Consider the following 14,062-nt stretch of genomic DNA (forward strand, 5'->3'; position numbering starts at 1 on the left):
CACCCGCGAGGTGCCCGCTTCCCCGAAGAGAGTAACGCCCTGATGGTGCGGTTCCGGACGGGGTGCACGACGGACGGGAGGGACGGGGCGGCCCCGCCCCGTCCCTCCCGTCCGTCGGCCCCCTAGTGCTGGCCGACGATGGCCGGGAGCGGCAGGTGGTGCCGCAGGCGGACCTCCAGGTGCAGGCCGCCCCGTCGAGCGAGCACGACCGCGATGACCGCGGCGGCGATCGCGGGCACCCCACCCGCGACGACCATGCCGACGTGTGCACCGAAGCGGTCGACGATCTGCCCCATGACCGGCCCGCCGATCGCCTGGCCGCCGAGCAGGACGAGCACGTACAGCGACATCACACGGCCGCGGATCCCGATGTTCGACGACATCTGGACGAGTGAGTTCGACGCCGTCTGGAACAGCAGCTGCGCCATCCCGACCGCGACGAGGATGAGCGCGAACGGCGCGATCATCGGCGCGGCGCCGGCGAGGACGAGGAGCAGCCCCGTGATGCCGACGCCGCCGACGATGGTCCGCAGTCGTACCACCGCACGCCGCGTCGACAGGAGCGCGCCGGTCAGCGCGCCGATCGCGACCATCGAGTTGAACACGCCGTAGCCGCCGGCCCCGACGTGGTAGACGTCCGAGGCGAACGCGGACAGGAGGACCGGCATGGTCAGCGCGAACACCGAGAAGAACGCGACGAGCACCACGGGCACGATGATCGTCGGCTTCCGGATGGCGTAGCGGAGGCCCTCCTGCAGCTGCCCCTTCGACGGCGGCACGGCCGGCATCCGGTGGAGTTCGGAGACGCGGAGGAACCCCAGGGTCACCACGACCGCCGCGCAGGCGATGCCGTTGATGCCGAACGACCAGCCGGCCCCGACCGCGACGAGCAGGATGCCGGAGAGCGCCGGGCCGATCATGCCGCCGAGCTGGAACACCGACGAGTTGACGCTGATCGCGTTCCGGAGGTGCTCCTGTCCGACGATCTCGGTGACGAACACCTGCCGCGCCGGATTGTCGATCACGGTGACGAGCCCGACGACGAACGCGATCACCCAGATGTGCCAGGCCTGCACGACCCCCGCGAGCGTCAGCGCGGCCAGCACGCCGCTGAGCAGCGCGAACGACGCCTGCGTGAGCATCATCAGCGCGCGCTTCGAGTAGCGGTCCACGATGACGCCGCCGAACAGCCCGAACAGGAGCATCGGGGCGAACTGCATCGCGACGGTGATCCCGACGTCGGCCACGGAGTGCGTGAGCTGGAGCACGAGCCAGTCCTGCGCGACGCGCTGCATCCACCCGGCGGTCATCGCGACCAGGTTCGTCGCCGTGAAGAGCCGGAAGTTCGGTACCGACAGGGCGATGAGGGTGTGTCGCCACGGCGGGCGGGTCGCCAGGACGGGGAGCGGCTCGGTCGGCGGGTAGAGGGTGGACGAGGACGAGGGGGCGCTCACGGTTCTGGGGCTCCGGCGATCGGTGGCGAATGCTGTTCATCTTCGAAACTAATCGCCGGCACCCATTGCCGAGGGCTATCGTCCCTATCAATCCATTGCGTTCCGTGATGACCATCGCCGCGACCACCGGGGGAACTGTTGCTCGATCCGATCCTGCTCCGCACGTTCCTGACGGTCGCGGAGACCCTGAGCTTCACGCAGGCCGCGGGCCGGCTCGGCATCAGCCAACCCACGGTCAGCCAGCACGTCCGGAAGCTCGAGACCGCGGTGTCCCGGACCCTCCTCGTCCGGGACACGCGGGGCGTGGCGCTCACGGACAACGGCGACGCCATGGCCGGTTTCGCGCGCACGATCCTCGCCGCACACGGGCAGGCCGACGCGTACTTCTCGGGCCAGGCGAACCGCGGGCGCCTGCGCTTCGGGGCGGCCGACGACCTCGCGATCACCCAGCTGCCCCGCATCCTCCGCGACTTCCGGCGGCTCCACCCGCACATCAACCTCGAGCTCACGGTCAACCAGTCGGGTCCGCTGCTCCGGCGGCTCAAGGCCGGTCAGCTCGACCTCGTGTTCATCAAGCAGACCGCCGGGCAGCCCGCCGAGGGCACGCGCGTCGCGAGCGACCAGATGGTGTGGATGGCCCAGGACGGCATCGCGCTCGAGCCGAACGAACCCGTGCCGCTCATCGCCTACCAGGCGCCGAGCATCAGTCGCCAGATGGCCATCGACGCGCTCGAGGCCGTCGGCCGCACGTGGCGGATCACGTGCAACACGCGCGACGTCAACGGCGTGCTCGCGGCGGTCCGAGCGGGCATCGGGGTGGCGGTGTTCCCGCACTCCCTCATCCCGGCCGACCTCGTCAAGGTGTCCCAGCGGCTGGTGTTGCCGGACCTCCCGGCCGTCGACTACGTCCTCATGGCGAACCCGGCCGCCGGTCGCGGGCCGGTCGACGCGTTGACGAACGCGATCCTCAGCCGCGGCGTGATCCGGGCGGTCTGACCCGCGCGGTCCGGTCGTCCGGTCGGGTCCGCGGCGTCACCAGGTGACGGACGTCGCGCTGCCGGTCCCGGTCATCGTGCCGAGGTCCGGCAGGTGCAGCCCGAGGGTCGGCGCGAGCGCGCTCGCGAGGCCGGCGAGCAGCACGGCGCTGCCAGCGATGCCGAACACGAGTCCGACGAGCGAGAGCAGACGGGTCCACGACGCAGCTGCCCGTGCCCGCAGCACCGTCACGGCCAGACCGATCGCGAGGCCGCCGAGTACGAGGGCCACGACGTGCACCTGACCCGCGACGAGCAGGAACCAGGCACCGACCGCGAGCGTCGCGAGGCCGGCGACCACCGCGAGTGCGGCGGCGGTGCCGGGGCTGACGGCCGGGCGTCCGTCCGGCCCGTCGGTCCGGGAGGCCCGTGCCGCGTCGGTCCGGGAGACCCGCCGCGGGTCGTCGGTCCGGGCCCCGGCCCGGCGGGGCGCGCCGGCGTCGGATCCGTGCGGTTCTCGGCTCCCGACGGGGGCTGCGCGGTGGAGGCCGTGCGCTCGCTCGGTCCGGGCGCCGCGGCGACCGGATCGACCACGTCGACCGGCGAGGGACACGGCCGAGGCGGCGGAGCGAGCGAACACGACCGGCTCGTCGTTGCCCTCGCTGCCCCGGTGGTCCGGCGTCTGCGCGGCCGTCGCCGCGGGCTGGTCGGCGGTACCGACGGCCGGAGCAGGCTGCTCCGGGGCGGTGCGTGCGGCGGCCGTCTGCTTCTGGGCGGCGCGCTCTACCGTCGCGGTCTGCTTCTGGGCGGCGCGCTCTGCCGTCGCGGTCTGCTTCTGGGCGGCGCGCTCTGCCGTCGCGGTCTGCTTCTGGGCGGCGCGCTCTGCCGTCGCGGTCTGCTTCTGGGCGGCGCGCTCTGCGGCGGCGGTCTGCTTCTGGGCGGCGCGCTCTGCGGCGGCGGTCTGCTTCTGGGCGGCGCGCTCTGCGGCGGCGGTCTGCTTCTGGGCGGCGCGCTCTGCGGCGGCGGTCTGCTTCTGGGCGGCGCGCTCTGCGGCGGCGGTCTGCTTCTGGGCGGCGCGCTCTGCGGCGGCGGTCTGCTTCTGCGCTGCCCGTTCCGCTGCCGCGGCCTGCTTCTCGGCAGCGGCGGCACGACGCCGGTCCCGCGCGGTCGGGGCCGGGGGTGCCGGAGCCGGGAACGGCGACGCCGGAGCGGCGGGGTCGACGGTGTCCGGCGTCACGAGGCTCGTCGTCCCGGGCGGGATCGGTGCGGCCTGCGGTGCGGGAGCGCCCGTCGGAGTCGCCCACGCCGGTGCGACCGGCGTCCCCGGGACGGGCCTGGGGGCCCCGACGGGTCGGGGCAGGTCCTCGTCGACGGGGCCTCCGACCACGAGGTACTCGAGCCCGGGCACCGAGAACCGCGGCTGACCCGGCCGGGGTTCGACCGGCCCTTCGGCGGCGTCGGTCGTCCGTCGCTCCGTCGGCTGCGGCGTGACGGGGCGCGGCCCACCCGGGGTCGCCACGATCGGCGACCCGGACGTGGCGGGACGGACGGCACCCGCGACGCCGCCGCCGGGCCTCCCGGGATCCGGGACCGGGACCTGGCCCGGGCCGCGACCCGATGCGGTCCGGCCGGTGGGACCGGCGTGCTGCTCGCCGGTGGGGAGCGGGGACGTGACGTGAGCGTCCGCCTCCGACGCGGTCGCGGCGCCGTGCCCGGCAACGGTCGCGGTGAGGGATGCCGCGAGGTCGGGTACGGGCGGCGCGGTCGGGTCCGAGGTGCCCGGACGGACGGTCGCCGCGATCCGCGACGCCGTGCCGGACGCCGCGTGACGGCGGGCCGCCTCGATCGCGCCGGTGTCGACCGTGGGGGAGAGCGGCGCGGGGGGCAGGGGGGCTCGCGCGGTCCGCGGACGACGAAGCGGATCAGCAGGAACCGTGCGTGCGGCGGGAACGGGCGTCGTCGCACCCTCCGTCACGGGGCGTCCGGTCGCCACGGCGGGGTGATCAGCCGAGGCGACGGGCCGTGTGACGCCCGGTTCGGCGAGCGCGGCGGTCTGCGGAGCCGGGACGGGTGCCACGGGCGTCGGTGGTGCGGTCACCCACGCTGGGAGGCCGCGGGTCCCGGTCACTGGCGGAGGGGTCGGCACGTCCGGCGTCGACGCCTGGTCCGGCGTCGCGCCCGGCATGCGGTGCTGGCCCACGCGTGCTCCCTCTCGATGGTCCGTCCTACTGTTCTAGTGCGCGGCGCCCGTTCCCGGACGCCCCAGTGCGGGTGACGCCGGTAGCGTCTGCGGCATGGCAGACATCGAACACCGTCCTCTCGGTCCCTCCGGCCTGGTCGTCTCGACCGTCGGGCTCGGCTGCAACAACTTCGGCAGACCAGGCACCGCCACCGAGACGCAGGAGGGCACGGACGCCGTCGTCCACGCTGCGCTCGACGCCGGAGTCACCCTGTTCGACACCGCGGACATCTACGGCGGCGAGCCCGGCCGGAGCGAGTCGATGATGGGCAGGTCCCTCGCCGGTCGTCGCGACGAGGTCGTGCTCGCGACGAAGTTCGGCAGCGACATGCGCGGTGCGAACGGGCCCGACTGGGGTGTCCGTGGCTCGCGTCGGTACGTCCGGCTCGCCGTCGAGGGGTCGCTGCGTCGACTCGGCACGGACTGGATCGACCTGTACCAGATGCACGTCCCCGACCCGATCACGCCGATCGAGGAGACCCTGTCGGTGCTCGACGACCTCGTGCGCGAGGGCAAGATCCGCTACATCGGGCACTCGAACTTCGCCGGGTGGCAGATCGCCGAGGCCGAGCTCACCGCCTCCATCGCCGGCACCACGTCGTTCGTGTCGGCCCAGAACGAGTACAGCCCGCTCGCTCGTGGTGCCGAGGCCGAGGTCCTGCCGGCGGTGCGGGCCTACGCGCTCGGGTTCCTGCCGTACTTCCCGCTCGCCAACGGCCTGCTCACCGGCAAGTACACCCGACGCGGCGGCGGCCCGGCGGACGCCCGGATCACGAACATCAAGCCGCAGCTGCTCGACGACGCCCCGTGGGACGTCATCGAGGAGTACCAGCGCTTCTGCGAGGCCAGGGGCGTGACCATGCTCCAGGCGACGTTCGCGTGGCTGCTGGCCCAGCCCGGACTCACAAGCGTCATCGCGGGTGCGACCAAGCCGGAGCAGATCGCCCAGAACGTCGACGCCGGTTCGGCCTGGACCCCGTCCGAGGACGACCTCGCCGAGATGACGCTGGTGTTCGAGGGGGTCTGACCCGAGCGCCGACGTACGGCGGCTGGGCGTTCCTGCGCCGTCCGCGCGTAGCGTCCGGGACATGGCAGGCAACCTCCCCGGACGATCCATCCACGACCTGACCGCGGCCGCGTGGTTCGGCGGCTCCCTCATGGGTGCCATCGGGCTCAACGGCGCCGCGGCCCGCGCCACGGACCCGGAGGAACGGACCCGTCTGACCACCATCGGGTGGCGGCGCTGGGGGCCGATCCAGACGGGTGCCGTCGTGCTGCACCTGCTCGCCGACCTCGACGTGACCGCGCACAACGCGCCGCGGAGCGCGGTCCAGCACGGCATGCACCGCATCAACACCTACAAGGCCGTCGTGACCCTGGTCGGCGCGGGTGTGACGCTGTGGACGGCCGTCGTCGGCAACCGCTACGGCAAGCTCGTCGAGGCGGACGCGCGCAAGGGGCAGCCGGCGGCCGGGGCCACGGAGCCGGCGCCTGGCACGTCACCCGAGCTCGCGCGCGTGCAGCGGAAGCTCCAGCGCCTGCAGTGGCTCCAGGCGATCTTCGGCGGTTGGATCATCGTGGTCGGTGCCAAGGAGGGCGAGATGCAGCGCCCCCACAACGTCGCGAAGGGCGTGGTGCGCAAGGCGCTCCGCCGCCGCTGACCCGCCCGGCCGGGCCGGCGTGGCGGCCGGGCCGCCCGGCCCGGCCGACCCCCGGCCCCCTTCGCCGAGATCGCAGAAGATGCCGCTCCCACCCAGGTCAGAGCGGCATCTTCTGCGATCTCGGCGGGTGTGGGGGGGGGGGGGGGGGGGCTGGTGGCCGCGGCCGCCAGTGGCCGCGACCGCCAGCGGCCGCGGCCGCTGGCCCGGATTCACATCTCGCGGTAACGCTTCGCGTCCGCGACCGCCAGCTCGAGGTCGATCGCGGCGTACGGCTTGACGTACCCGGGGGTGTCGCGCTGAATGCGCCAGCCCTCGCTCAGACGTCCGATGTCCACGGCGTCGAACCCGAACTCGTCGATTAGGTCGCCCACGGCCTGCTTCGCCTCGTCGTCGTCACCGGCCACGACGAGGGCACGGCGCCCCTCGGTGCCGCGCGGGGTCCCCGCGGTGGTCAGGTCGGCCGCGGCGATGTGGTTGAAGGCCTTGACGACGTGCGACTGCGGCAGGTGGTCCTGGAGCAGTTCCGACACCGTGGTCGTCTCCTCGTCGAGGGCCGCGATCTGCCCGTCACGCTGCGGGTAGTAGTTGTTCGTGTCGATCACGACCTTGCCGACGAGGGGCTCGACGGGGATGGTCTCGATCGCGGCGAGCGGCGTGGTCACGACGACGACGTCGCCCTTGGTCGCTGCGTCCTCCGGGGTCCCGGCGGTCGCGTGCGGTCCGAGTTCGTCGACGAGGTCCGACAGGGTCTCGGGGCCGCGTGAGTTGCTCATCACGACGTCGTAGCCGTTCTGCACGGCGAGCCGGGCGAGCTGCGAACCGATGTTCCCTGATCCGATGAATCCGATGGTGGTCATGGATCGAGTGTGCTCCGGTCGGACGCGCGATGGTCAGCGCACGTCCGGGCAGCGTGCGGGGGTGGCGGGCAGGATGGCACGATGGCCCACGAGTTCCGCAACGAGACCGACCGCGACCGCTACGCGCTCTACGTGGACGGCGCCCTGGTCAGCGTGCTCGACTACCGGGTGAACGGCGACTCGATCGCGTTCCCGCACACGTACACGGTGCCCGCGCATCGGGGTCACGGCTACGCGGGTGAGCTCGTCGAGCAGGCCGTCGCCGACGTCGAGACCACGAGCACCCGCCGGATCGTCCCGATGTGCTGGTTCGTCGGTCAGTGGTTCGAGGACCACCCGGACAAGGCCGACCTGCTCTCCCGATGACCCCACGATGCGGACCGCCTGGTGATCCCGGCGCCTCGGCAGTAGTGTCCCGCCGAGGCGGTCGTCCGACGTCGTGACCGCCGGAGAGGACACTCCCGTGCAGCGAATCGTCCCGTTCCTCTGGTTCGACGACCAGGCCGAGGAGGCCGTCACCTTCTACACGGGCCTGTTCCCCGACGCCCGCATCGACTCCATCGGCCGACGGCCGGACGGCACGCCCGACGCGGGCAAGGCGCTCGTGGTCGAGTTCACGCTCTTCGGGCAGCGATGGCGAGCGATGAACTGCGGACCGGGGCACCCGCACTCCGATGCGATCTCGTTCCAGGTCGACTGCGACACGCAGGACGAGGTCGACCGGCTCTGGGACGCTTTCACGAGCGACGGCGGCCACGAGGTGGCGTGCGGGTGGTGCACGGACCGGTGGGGCGTCGCGTGGCAGGTCACGCCCGTCCGACTCGCCGAGCTCCTCGCGGACCCCGTTCCCGAACGGCGGACCCGCGCCATGCTCGCCATGCAGGACATGGTGAAGCTCGACATCGCCGCGCTCGAAGCAGCCGCCGACGGACGCGGAGGCGCGGGGACCGCGGGCTGAACCTCGCTCCGAACCGGGGGTGCTCAGGCAGCGACGACCTGCTCCTCCTCCAGTCGGGAGACCTCGCGTTCGCGGGCGATCCGGGTCCGTCGGGCGACGAGTCCGTGCACGACGAGCACCAGGAGCACGGCGGTGGCCAGCCAGAGCGCCAACACGAGGGCGCTGCGGCCGAGGGACGCCGCGGGGAAGTACTGCAGGTCCTGCGCCGCTTGCAGCCAGGCCGCGCCGCTCCAGAAGGTGTGGAGTCCCGCGAACAGCCCGGGCTGGAACGCCGGCTGGAAGATCCCGCCCGACGACGTGAAGTTGAGCATCACGAACAGCATCGTGAGGATCGGCGTGGTCCACCGGCCGAGCATCGGGTGGAGTCCGACACCGAGCGCGATGATGACGAGGTCGTACATCCAGGCGAACAGGAAGATCGGCCACGCATGGTGCGTGATCACGCCGTAGACGGGACCGGCGATGACGACGCCGATCCCAGCGACGACCCCGGCGGTCGCGACGCCGATGACCGCCGTCCAGAGTAGGCGGAGCCGCCCGGAGAACGCGGCGACCGCGATCGCGCTCGAGTACCCGCCGACGCTGAGTGCGACCAGCAGGAAGAAGAGTCCCTGGCCCGTCGCGTCCTCGTCGTGCACGGCGACGACGTCGACCACGTGGAACGGCAGGTGCTGCTGGTAGGCGATGGGCACGAAGATCCGCTCGGCAGCGGTCGCGGTGGTGTCCGACGCGGCGGTGGACACGTAGAGGGTGGCGCTCGTCGACCCCGGCGCGTACACGGCCGCCAGATCACGGTCGCGGATCGCCGCACGCGCATGCGCGGGGTCCTGCACCACGTGGGCGACGAGTGCGCCGTCGGACCGGTCGGTGACGGTCTGTGCGAACACCTGGGTCGCGGCTCCCGTGCCGACGACCCCGACGGGCAGGTCCTTCGGGGCCGGGGCGTGGAATGCGCCGAGGTAGGCCAGGCCCATCCCCGCGGCGAGGAACAGTGGGACGAGGATGTGGGAGGCGAACGACAGCAGGAGCCGACCGAGCCCGGCGGGACGGAGCATGGACGGCTCGTGCGCGGGCGCGCTGCCGGCGTGGCGGTCGGCGGCGTGACCGGGCGTCGGCCGCTCGGTCAGGCGACGGACGGGTAGCAAGTTGTTCTTTGCAACATCGGACACGTGTTGCACTGTACAACTTCGATCCCCGGTCCGCTAGCGTGTCGCGTACACGACGCGGTGCACCGCGCACGCTGGCACGTTCGCGGAGCGGGTCGCGGCGGACGCGACGACAGGGAGGGACTCGTCGATGGAGCAGGGAACCGATCGGCTTCGTGCCGCCGAGATCACCCGGGCCTACCGGGAACTCGCGCGGATCACCCGGCGGGCCGCGGTCCGCGCCCGAGGTCCCGAAGCCGCGCTCAGCATCGTCGACCACTCGCTGGTCGACTTCGTCGCCCAGCACTACGGGTGCATGGCAATCGACATCGCCCGGTACCTGCGGCTCAACCGGTCGACGATCTCACGCCAGTTGTCGGGCCTCCTGGCCGCCGGCCTGATCGAGCAGGTCGACGGGGGCACCGGGAACGCGAAGCCGCTCGCGGTGACGGCGGCCGGCGAGGCGGCGCTGGAACGCTCCGTCCGCGTGCACCGCGAGAGCCTGGAGGAACGGCTGGCGTCGTGGTCCGACGACGACGTCGCGCTGCTCGCCGGTCTGCTCGAGCGCCTCAACGCCGCGGAGACCGAGGATCCCGTGCCGGTTCCCGACATCGACGACGACGACCTGCCGGGCGCCGCGGCCCCGATGGAGGCCTGACCGTGCCCACCCGCCTCGTGTTCCTGTCCGACACCCACCTGCCCCGGCGCGCGAAGGACCTCCCGCCGGCGCTCTGGGCGGCGATCGAGGACGCCGACCTCGTGGTGCACGCGGGGGACTGGGTGGACCTGGCGACCGTCGACCGGATCGCAGCCCGGGCTCGACGGCTCGTCGCGGTGCGCGGCAACAACGACGTCGAACCGGGGTTCGCGGACCGGCTGCCGCTCGTCGCGCACGAGCAGGTCGAGGGCCTGCGGTTCGCGGTCGTGCACGAGACCGGGGCCGCGGCGGGACGCGACGCCCGGATGGCGCAGCGGTTCCCCGACGTCGACGTCCTCGTGTTCGGGCACTCGCACATCCCCTGGGACTCCACCGCGTCGAGCGGGCTCCGACTGCTCAACCCCGGATCGCCGACGGACCGGCGACGACAGCCCGACCACACGTGGATGACCGCGGTGGTCGACGGTCGCGACCTCGCGGTCGAACTCGTGCGCCTCCCACCGGTCCCGCGGGAGCGCTGAGGCCGCGGCGCGACCCGACTGGCCGTGCGGTGTGCCGACGTGGGACGCTGGGGCGATGACGGACGACCGGCACGACGAGCGCGCGGTGCCCGCGGACGCCGCGCCGTCCCTCCCGCCGGGTCCGCCGCCCGGCCCCCGGGACCCGGGCGACGCGTGGGCGTACGGGCCGGACGGTCAGAAGGCGTGGGGCCTGTTCGGCGCCGCGGGGCTGCTCGTCGACGACGGTGCGGGCCGCGTCCTGCTGCAGCACCGTGTCGAGTGGAGCCACCACGGCGGGACCTGGGGCATCCCGGGTGGTGCGCGACACCAGGGTGAGGACGCGGTCACCGGAGCGCTCCGCGAGTCCGCGGAAGAAGCCGGTGTCCCCGCCGCCGCGCTCCGGATCCGCCACACCTCCGTGCTCGACCTCGGGTTCTGGACGTACACGACGGTGGTCGCACGCGCCGTCCACCCGTTCCGGGCCGAGGTCGGCGACCGCGAGAGCCTCGCCCTCGACTGGGTGCCGGTCGACGACGTCGAGGGGCTGCCCCTGCACCCGGGGTTCGGCGCGAGCTGGCCGGCCCTCCGCGGTGTGCTCGTGACCGAGCCCGTGGTCGTCGTCGACGCCGCGAACGTCGTCGGCAGCGTGCCGGACGGCTGGTGGCGGGACCGCGCCGGCGCCGCCGAGCGACTCGTGGACGCGATCGGCGCGCTCGCCGCGTCGGGACTGGCCGCTGCGGAACTCGGACTGGGTGCTGGTCGGTGGTGGCCGCGGTGGTCGGTCGTCCTCGAGGGAGATGCGCGAGCCGCCCGGACCGACGGCCCCGAGGTCGAGGTCGTCCGCGCGACCGGCGCGGGTGACGACGCGATCGTCGAGTCCGTGCACCGGGCGATCGCGAGAGCGGCCGGTCCGGTCGTCGTCGTGACGGCCGACCGCGGGCTGCGAGCGCGCGTCGAGGCCCTCGGAGCGTCGGTGACGGGGCCGTCCTGGCTCCGAGCGCTGATCGCTAGCTGATCGCACCGCCCGCGACGGCCAGGTCGGGTGCCGGGTCCAGCGCGGCGCGGACCGCTGCGGCGAGTCCGGTGACGAGCACGTCGAGCGACACCGTCGGGACGGCGTCGTCCGCCTCGCGCAGGGTCTCGGGCGTCGCGGGGACGTGGACGAACCCGGAGCGCACCCCGGCCCCGGCCAGCGCCTGCAGTGCGTAGAACACGTGGTTGCACACGTACGCGCCGGCCGTGGCGGACAGCGCGGCCGGTGCGCCCGCCGCGCGTGCGGCGGCGACCATGCGCTTGACCGGGAGCGTCGTGAAGTACGCGGCCGGGCCTCCCGGCAGGACGGGCACGTCCACGGGCTGCGCGCCGTCGGCGTCCGGGATCCGGGCGTCGTCGAGGTTGACGGCGACCCGCTCGGGCGTGATCGCGGTGCGCCCCTCGGCGAGCCCGACCGCGACCACGACGTCCGGCGTCACCCGCTCGACGGCGTCACGGAGTGCGTCGACCGAGCGTCCGAACGCGACGGGCAGCAGGACGGCCTCGACGCGTTCCGGACCCGTCCAGGTCGCGGCGACGCGCTCGACGGCGTCCCAGGACGGGTTGCGGGGCGCGTCCGCGAACGGCTCGAACCCGGTCAGGAGGATCGTGGTCACGCCCGCGACCCTAACCCAGGTGCGCCGTGGGGTCGTCCGGTCCGACGCCCGCGGCCGCGGCGGGCAGGTGGCGGCGCGACGAGACGCCCACGAGCACCCACGCCACGAGACCGAGGCCGACGACCACGAGCAGGATCGCCGTCACGGGCGCGACGGCGGCCACCGCGGCGATCACGGCCGGAGCGAGGAACCCCGCGTACGCGACCGCGTAGAACACGCCGGTGAGGCCCGCGAGGTCCCGACTCGACGCGATCCGCTGCACCTCGAGCAGGCTCGACACCAGGGCGATGCCCATGCCGGCACCGACGACCGCATTCGCCACGAGCCCGATCCAGACCGAATCGGCCGCGATCGCGAGCGCGACGACCGCGATGCCGACGGTCATCACGAGCACGGCGACGACGAGCCCGCGCGCGCTCGACACGGAGTGCACCCGTCCGGCGATCGGTTGGACCGCACTCGACACCCCGAGCGCGACGACCGTCGCGGCGGTCGCGAAGACGAGCCCCCAGCGTCCGGTCGCGTCGTGCAACTGGGTGGGCAGGTAGCCGTACGCGATCGCGGCGGACGCGAACACGAGCGGGGCCGACACCATGACCACGCGGACGAAGCGCCAGTGTCCGGCCGACGGCACGCGGAGCTGCCGCCACCAGGGCCCGGTGACGCCGCCGGACGTGTGGGTCTCGGGTGCGCGCAGCACGACGATGAGGAACGGGACCGCGACGGCGATGTGCACGAGGAACGGCAGCACCTCGGGGACCGGGCCCCACTGGGCCATGCAGCCGGCGACGAGTGCGCCGCTGCCGGATCCGAGGGTGAACGCGAGCGACGCCCGTCGTGCGCCCGATCCGGCGTCGGCCACCGGGTCGTACCGGCCCTGGGACAGTTCCTTCACCCAGCTGTTCCCGACGGCCATGGCGATGCCCACGGTGATCCCGGAGCAGAGCCGCCCGGCCGCGAGGTACCCCGCGCCGAACGGACCGAGGGCCAGGAGGCCGCTGCCGACGAGCGCCGCCGTGACCCCGACGAGCATGAGGGGGCGGCGTCCGTGCCGGTCGGAGAGCGACCCGGCGACGAGCAGTGCCGGTGCGAGACCGAGGACGTACACGCCGAGGAACGCGTTGACGAGGAGCGTCGAGTAGTGCGCACGCTCCTGGTACATGAGCAGCAGCGGGCTGAACTGGTTGCCGCCCCAGGAGCAGACGAAGACGGCGCCCCACACCGCGAGCCAGGGCCGCACCCGTGCTGGCCGCCGGCTCGTCACGCCGGGCCGGCCGGGAGGCCCGGTCCGCTGCAACGGGACCGCTCCCGTCGACGTGTCCACGCTCACAGCGCGCCCCGGTGCCCGGCGACGTGGTCGCGGAGCACCTCGGCGTAGCGGGCGGCGTCGCCGGCGGCGACGGCCCGGGCCAGTGCGCGGTGCTGGTCGAGCGCCGGGTGGAGCTGTTCGGGACGGACCCGGATGAGCTGGTGCCGGAGGCGTTGCTGGCGGTCGTGGAGGAGGCGGGTGAAGTGCACCGCGACGGGGTTCTCCGCGGCCGCGACGACCGCGGTGTGGAACGCGTCGTCGGCGTCGACGAACCGGTCCACGTCGTGTTCCGCGATCGCGTCGGCCTGGTCGCGCAGGAGGTCGTCGAGCACGGGCACGAGGTCCGGACGCGGGCCACCGCGGAGTGCTCGGGTCGCCGCGGACGCCTCGACCGCTTCCCGCATCTCGAGGACGTCGGCGGACTCGCTCGGGGACATGCGGCGGACGACCGCGCCCTTCCGGGACTCGAGCGTGAGCAGTTGCTCCGCGGCGAGCCGGAGGAACGCCTCGTGCACCGGGGTCCGGCTGATGCCGAGCTCCTGGCAGACGACCCCCTCGCTGAGGAGGGTACCGCCAGGGAGTTCACCGCGGATGATCCGGTGCTTCGTGTGCTCGTAGGCGCGCTCCGCGGACGACATGTGTCGATCGTACGTCTTGC

Annotated in this window: 15 protein-coding genes; 8 read left to right on the top strand and 7 right to left on the bottom strand. The window is 73.5% G+C overall.

What is annotated here, in order from left to right; genetic code table 11:
• Window positions 1-122: 122 nt before the first annotated feature.
• A complete protein-coding gene (locus DEI94_RS05960; RefSeq protein ID WP_111008595.1) occupies window positions 123-1,454 on the bottom strand; it encodes an MFS transporter in 1,332 nt (443 codons plus the stop codon).
• Between the two features lie 138 nt (window positions 1,455-1,592).
• Here DEI94_RS05960 and DEI94_RS05965 point away from each other — a divergent pair, with 138 nt between their 5' ends.
• Window positions 1,593-2,450 (top strand): LysR family transcriptional regulator, encoded by an 858-nt coding sequence (locus DEI94_RS05965; protein WP_111008596.1) that lies wholly within the window; start codon window positions 1,593-1,595, stop codon window positions 2,448-2,450.
• Between the two features lie 36 nt (window positions 2,451-2,486).
• On the opposite strand, the gene DEI94_RS05970 is transcribed toward DEI94_RS05965, so the two are convergent.
• Window positions 2,487-4,526 (bottom strand): hypothetical protein, encoded by a 2,040-nt coding sequence (locus tag DEI94_RS05970; RefSeq protein ID WP_284183737.1) that lies wholly within the window; start codon window positions 4,524-4,526, stop codon window positions 2,487-2,489.
• 196 nt (window positions 4,527-4,722) lie between these two features.
• On the opposite strand from DEI94_RS05970, the gene DEI94_RS05975 reads away from it, so the two are divergent.
• Window positions 4,723-5,694, top strand: coding sequence for an aldo/keto reductase (locus tag DEI94_RS05975; RefSeq protein WP_111026858.1), 972 nt, complete (start codon window positions 4,723-4,725; stop codon window positions 5,692-5,694).
• 61 nt (window positions 5,695-5,755) lie between these two features.
• On the top strand, window positions 5,756-6,328 hold the full coding sequence (locus tag DEI94_RS05980) for a hypothetical protein (RefSeq protein ID WP_111012650.1): 573 nt from the start codon (window positions 5,756-5,758) through the stop codon (window positions 6,326-6,328).
• A gap of 209 nt (window positions 6,329-6,537) precedes the next feature.
• Here DEI94_RS05980 and DEI94_RS05985 read toward each other — a convergent pair whose 3' ends face one another.
• Window positions 6,538-7,185, bottom strand: a complete 648-nt coding sequence (locus DEI94_RS05985; protein ID WP_111026139.1) for an NADPH-dependent F420 reductase — start codon at window positions 7,183-7,185, stop codon at window positions 6,538-6,540.
• 81 nt (window positions 7,186-7,266) lie between these two features.
• Here DEI94_RS05985 and DEI94_RS05990 point away from each other — a divergent pair, with 81 nt between their 5' ends.
• Window positions 7,267-7,551 (top strand): GNAT family N-acetyltransferase, encoded by a 285-nt coding sequence (locus DEI94_RS05990; RefSeq protein ID WP_111012648.1) that lies wholly within the window; start codon window positions 7,267-7,269, stop codon window positions 7,549-7,551.
• 97 nt (window positions 7,552-7,648) lie between these two features.
• Window positions 7,649-8,143 (top strand): VOC family protein, encoded by a 495-nt coding sequence (locus DEI94_RS05995; protein ID WP_111026138.1) that lies wholly within the window; start codon window positions 7,649-7,651, stop codon window positions 8,141-8,143.
• Window positions 8,144-8,166: 23 nt separating this feature from the next.
• Here the strand turns inward: DEI94_RS05995 and DEI94_RS06000 are convergent, their stop codons facing one another.
• Window positions 8,167-9,312: an ABC-2 transporter permease gene (locus DEI94_RS06000; RefSeq protein WP_146249434.1), complete on the bottom strand. Its 1,146-nt coding sequence runs from the start codon at window positions 9,310-9,312 to the stop codon at window positions 8,167-8,169.
• Between the two features lie 127 nt (window positions 9,313-9,439).
• Here DEI94_RS06000 and DEI94_RS06005 point away from each other — a divergent pair, with 127 nt between their 5' ends.
• From DEI94_RS06005 to DEI94_RS06015, 3 genes are read left to right on the top strand one after another with little or no spacing between them, the layout of a single operon-like run.
• The gene (locus tag DEI94_RS06005) at window positions 9,440-9,946 is read left to right on the top strand and encodes a MarR family winged helix-turn-helix transcriptional regulator (protein WP_111012646.1); all 507 of its coding nucleotides are present in this window, start codon (window positions 9,440-9,442) and stop codon (window positions 9,944-9,946) included.
• A 2-nt stretch (window positions 9,947-9,948) separates the two neighbouring features.
• The gene (locus tag DEI94_RS06010; RefSeq protein ID WP_111026136.1) at window positions 9,949-10,467 is read left to right on the top strand and encodes a metallophosphoesterase family protein; all 519 of its coding nucleotides are present in this window, start codon (window positions 9,949-9,951) and stop codon (window positions 10,465-10,467) included.
• Window positions 10,468-10,522: 55 nt separating this feature from the next.
• Complete coding sequence (locus tag DEI94_RS06015) at window positions 10,523-11,461, top strand: NUDIX hydrolase (protein ID WP_111026135.1); 939 nt, start codon at window positions 10,523-10,525, stop codon at window positions 11,459-11,461.
• On the opposite strand, the gene pcp is transcribed toward DEI94_RS06015, so the two are convergent.
• The 3 genes from pcp to DEI94_RS06030 are packed head-to-tail and all read right to left on the bottom strand — an operon-like array spanning window position 11,454 to window position 14,042.
• Window positions 11,454-12,095: a pyroglutamyl-peptidase I gene (pcp, locus tag DEI94_RS06020; protein ID WP_111026134.1), complete on the bottom strand. Its 642-nt coding sequence runs from the start codon at window positions 12,093-12,095 to the stop codon at window positions 11,454-11,456. The genes DEI94_RS06015 and pcp overlap by 8 nt on opposite strands.
• A 10-nt stretch (window positions 12,096-12,105) precedes the next feature.
• The gene (locus DEI94_RS06025; RefSeq protein ID WP_220038776.1) at window positions 12,106-13,419 is read right to left on the bottom strand and encodes an MFS transporter; all 1,314 of its coding nucleotides are present in this window, start codon (window positions 13,417-13,419) and stop codon (window positions 12,106-12,108) included.
• 2 nt (window positions 13,420-13,421) lie between these two features.
• Window positions 13,422-14,042, bottom strand: coding sequence for a GntR family transcriptional regulator (locus tag DEI94_RS06030; protein WP_181441739.1), 621 nt, complete (start codon window positions 14,040-14,042; stop codon window positions 13,422-13,424).
• Window positions 14,043-14,062 lie beyond the last annotated feature (20 nt).

This window comes from Curtobacterium sp. MCBD17_040 (assembly GCF_003234805.2).
Classification (GTDB): domain Bacteria; phylum Actinomycetota; class Actinomycetes; order Actinomycetales; family Microbacteriaceae; genus Curtobacterium.

Coding starts and splice junctions, on each gene's coding strand:
- DEI94_RS05975 (WP_111026858.1), top strand. CDS start 4,723: ATGGCAGACATCGAACACCGTCCTCTCGGTCCCTCCGGCCTGGTCGTC.
- DEI94_RS05980 (WP_111012650.1), top strand. CDS start 5,756: ATGGCAGGCAACCTCCCCGGACGATCCATCCACGACCTGACCGCGGCC.
- DEI94_RS05985 (WP_111026139.1), bottom strand. CDS start 7,185: ATGACCACCATCGGATTCATCGGATCAGGGAACATCGGTTCGCAGCTC.
- DEI94_RS05990 (WP_111012648.1), top strand. CDS start 7,267: ATGGCCCACGAGTTCCGCAACGAGACCGACCGCGACCGCTACGCGCTC.
- DEI94_RS06005 (WP_111012646.1), top strand. CDS start 9,440: ATGGAGCAGGGAACCGATCGGCTTCGTGCCGCCGAGATCACCCGGGCC.
- DEI94_RS06015 (WP_111026135.1), top strand. CDS start 10,523: ATGACGGACGACCGGCACGACGAGCGCGCGGTGCCCGCGGACGCCGCG.
- DEI94_RS06030 (WP_181441739.1), bottom strand. CDS start 14,042: ATGTCGTCCGCGGAGCGCGCCTACGAGCACACGAAGCACCGGATCATC.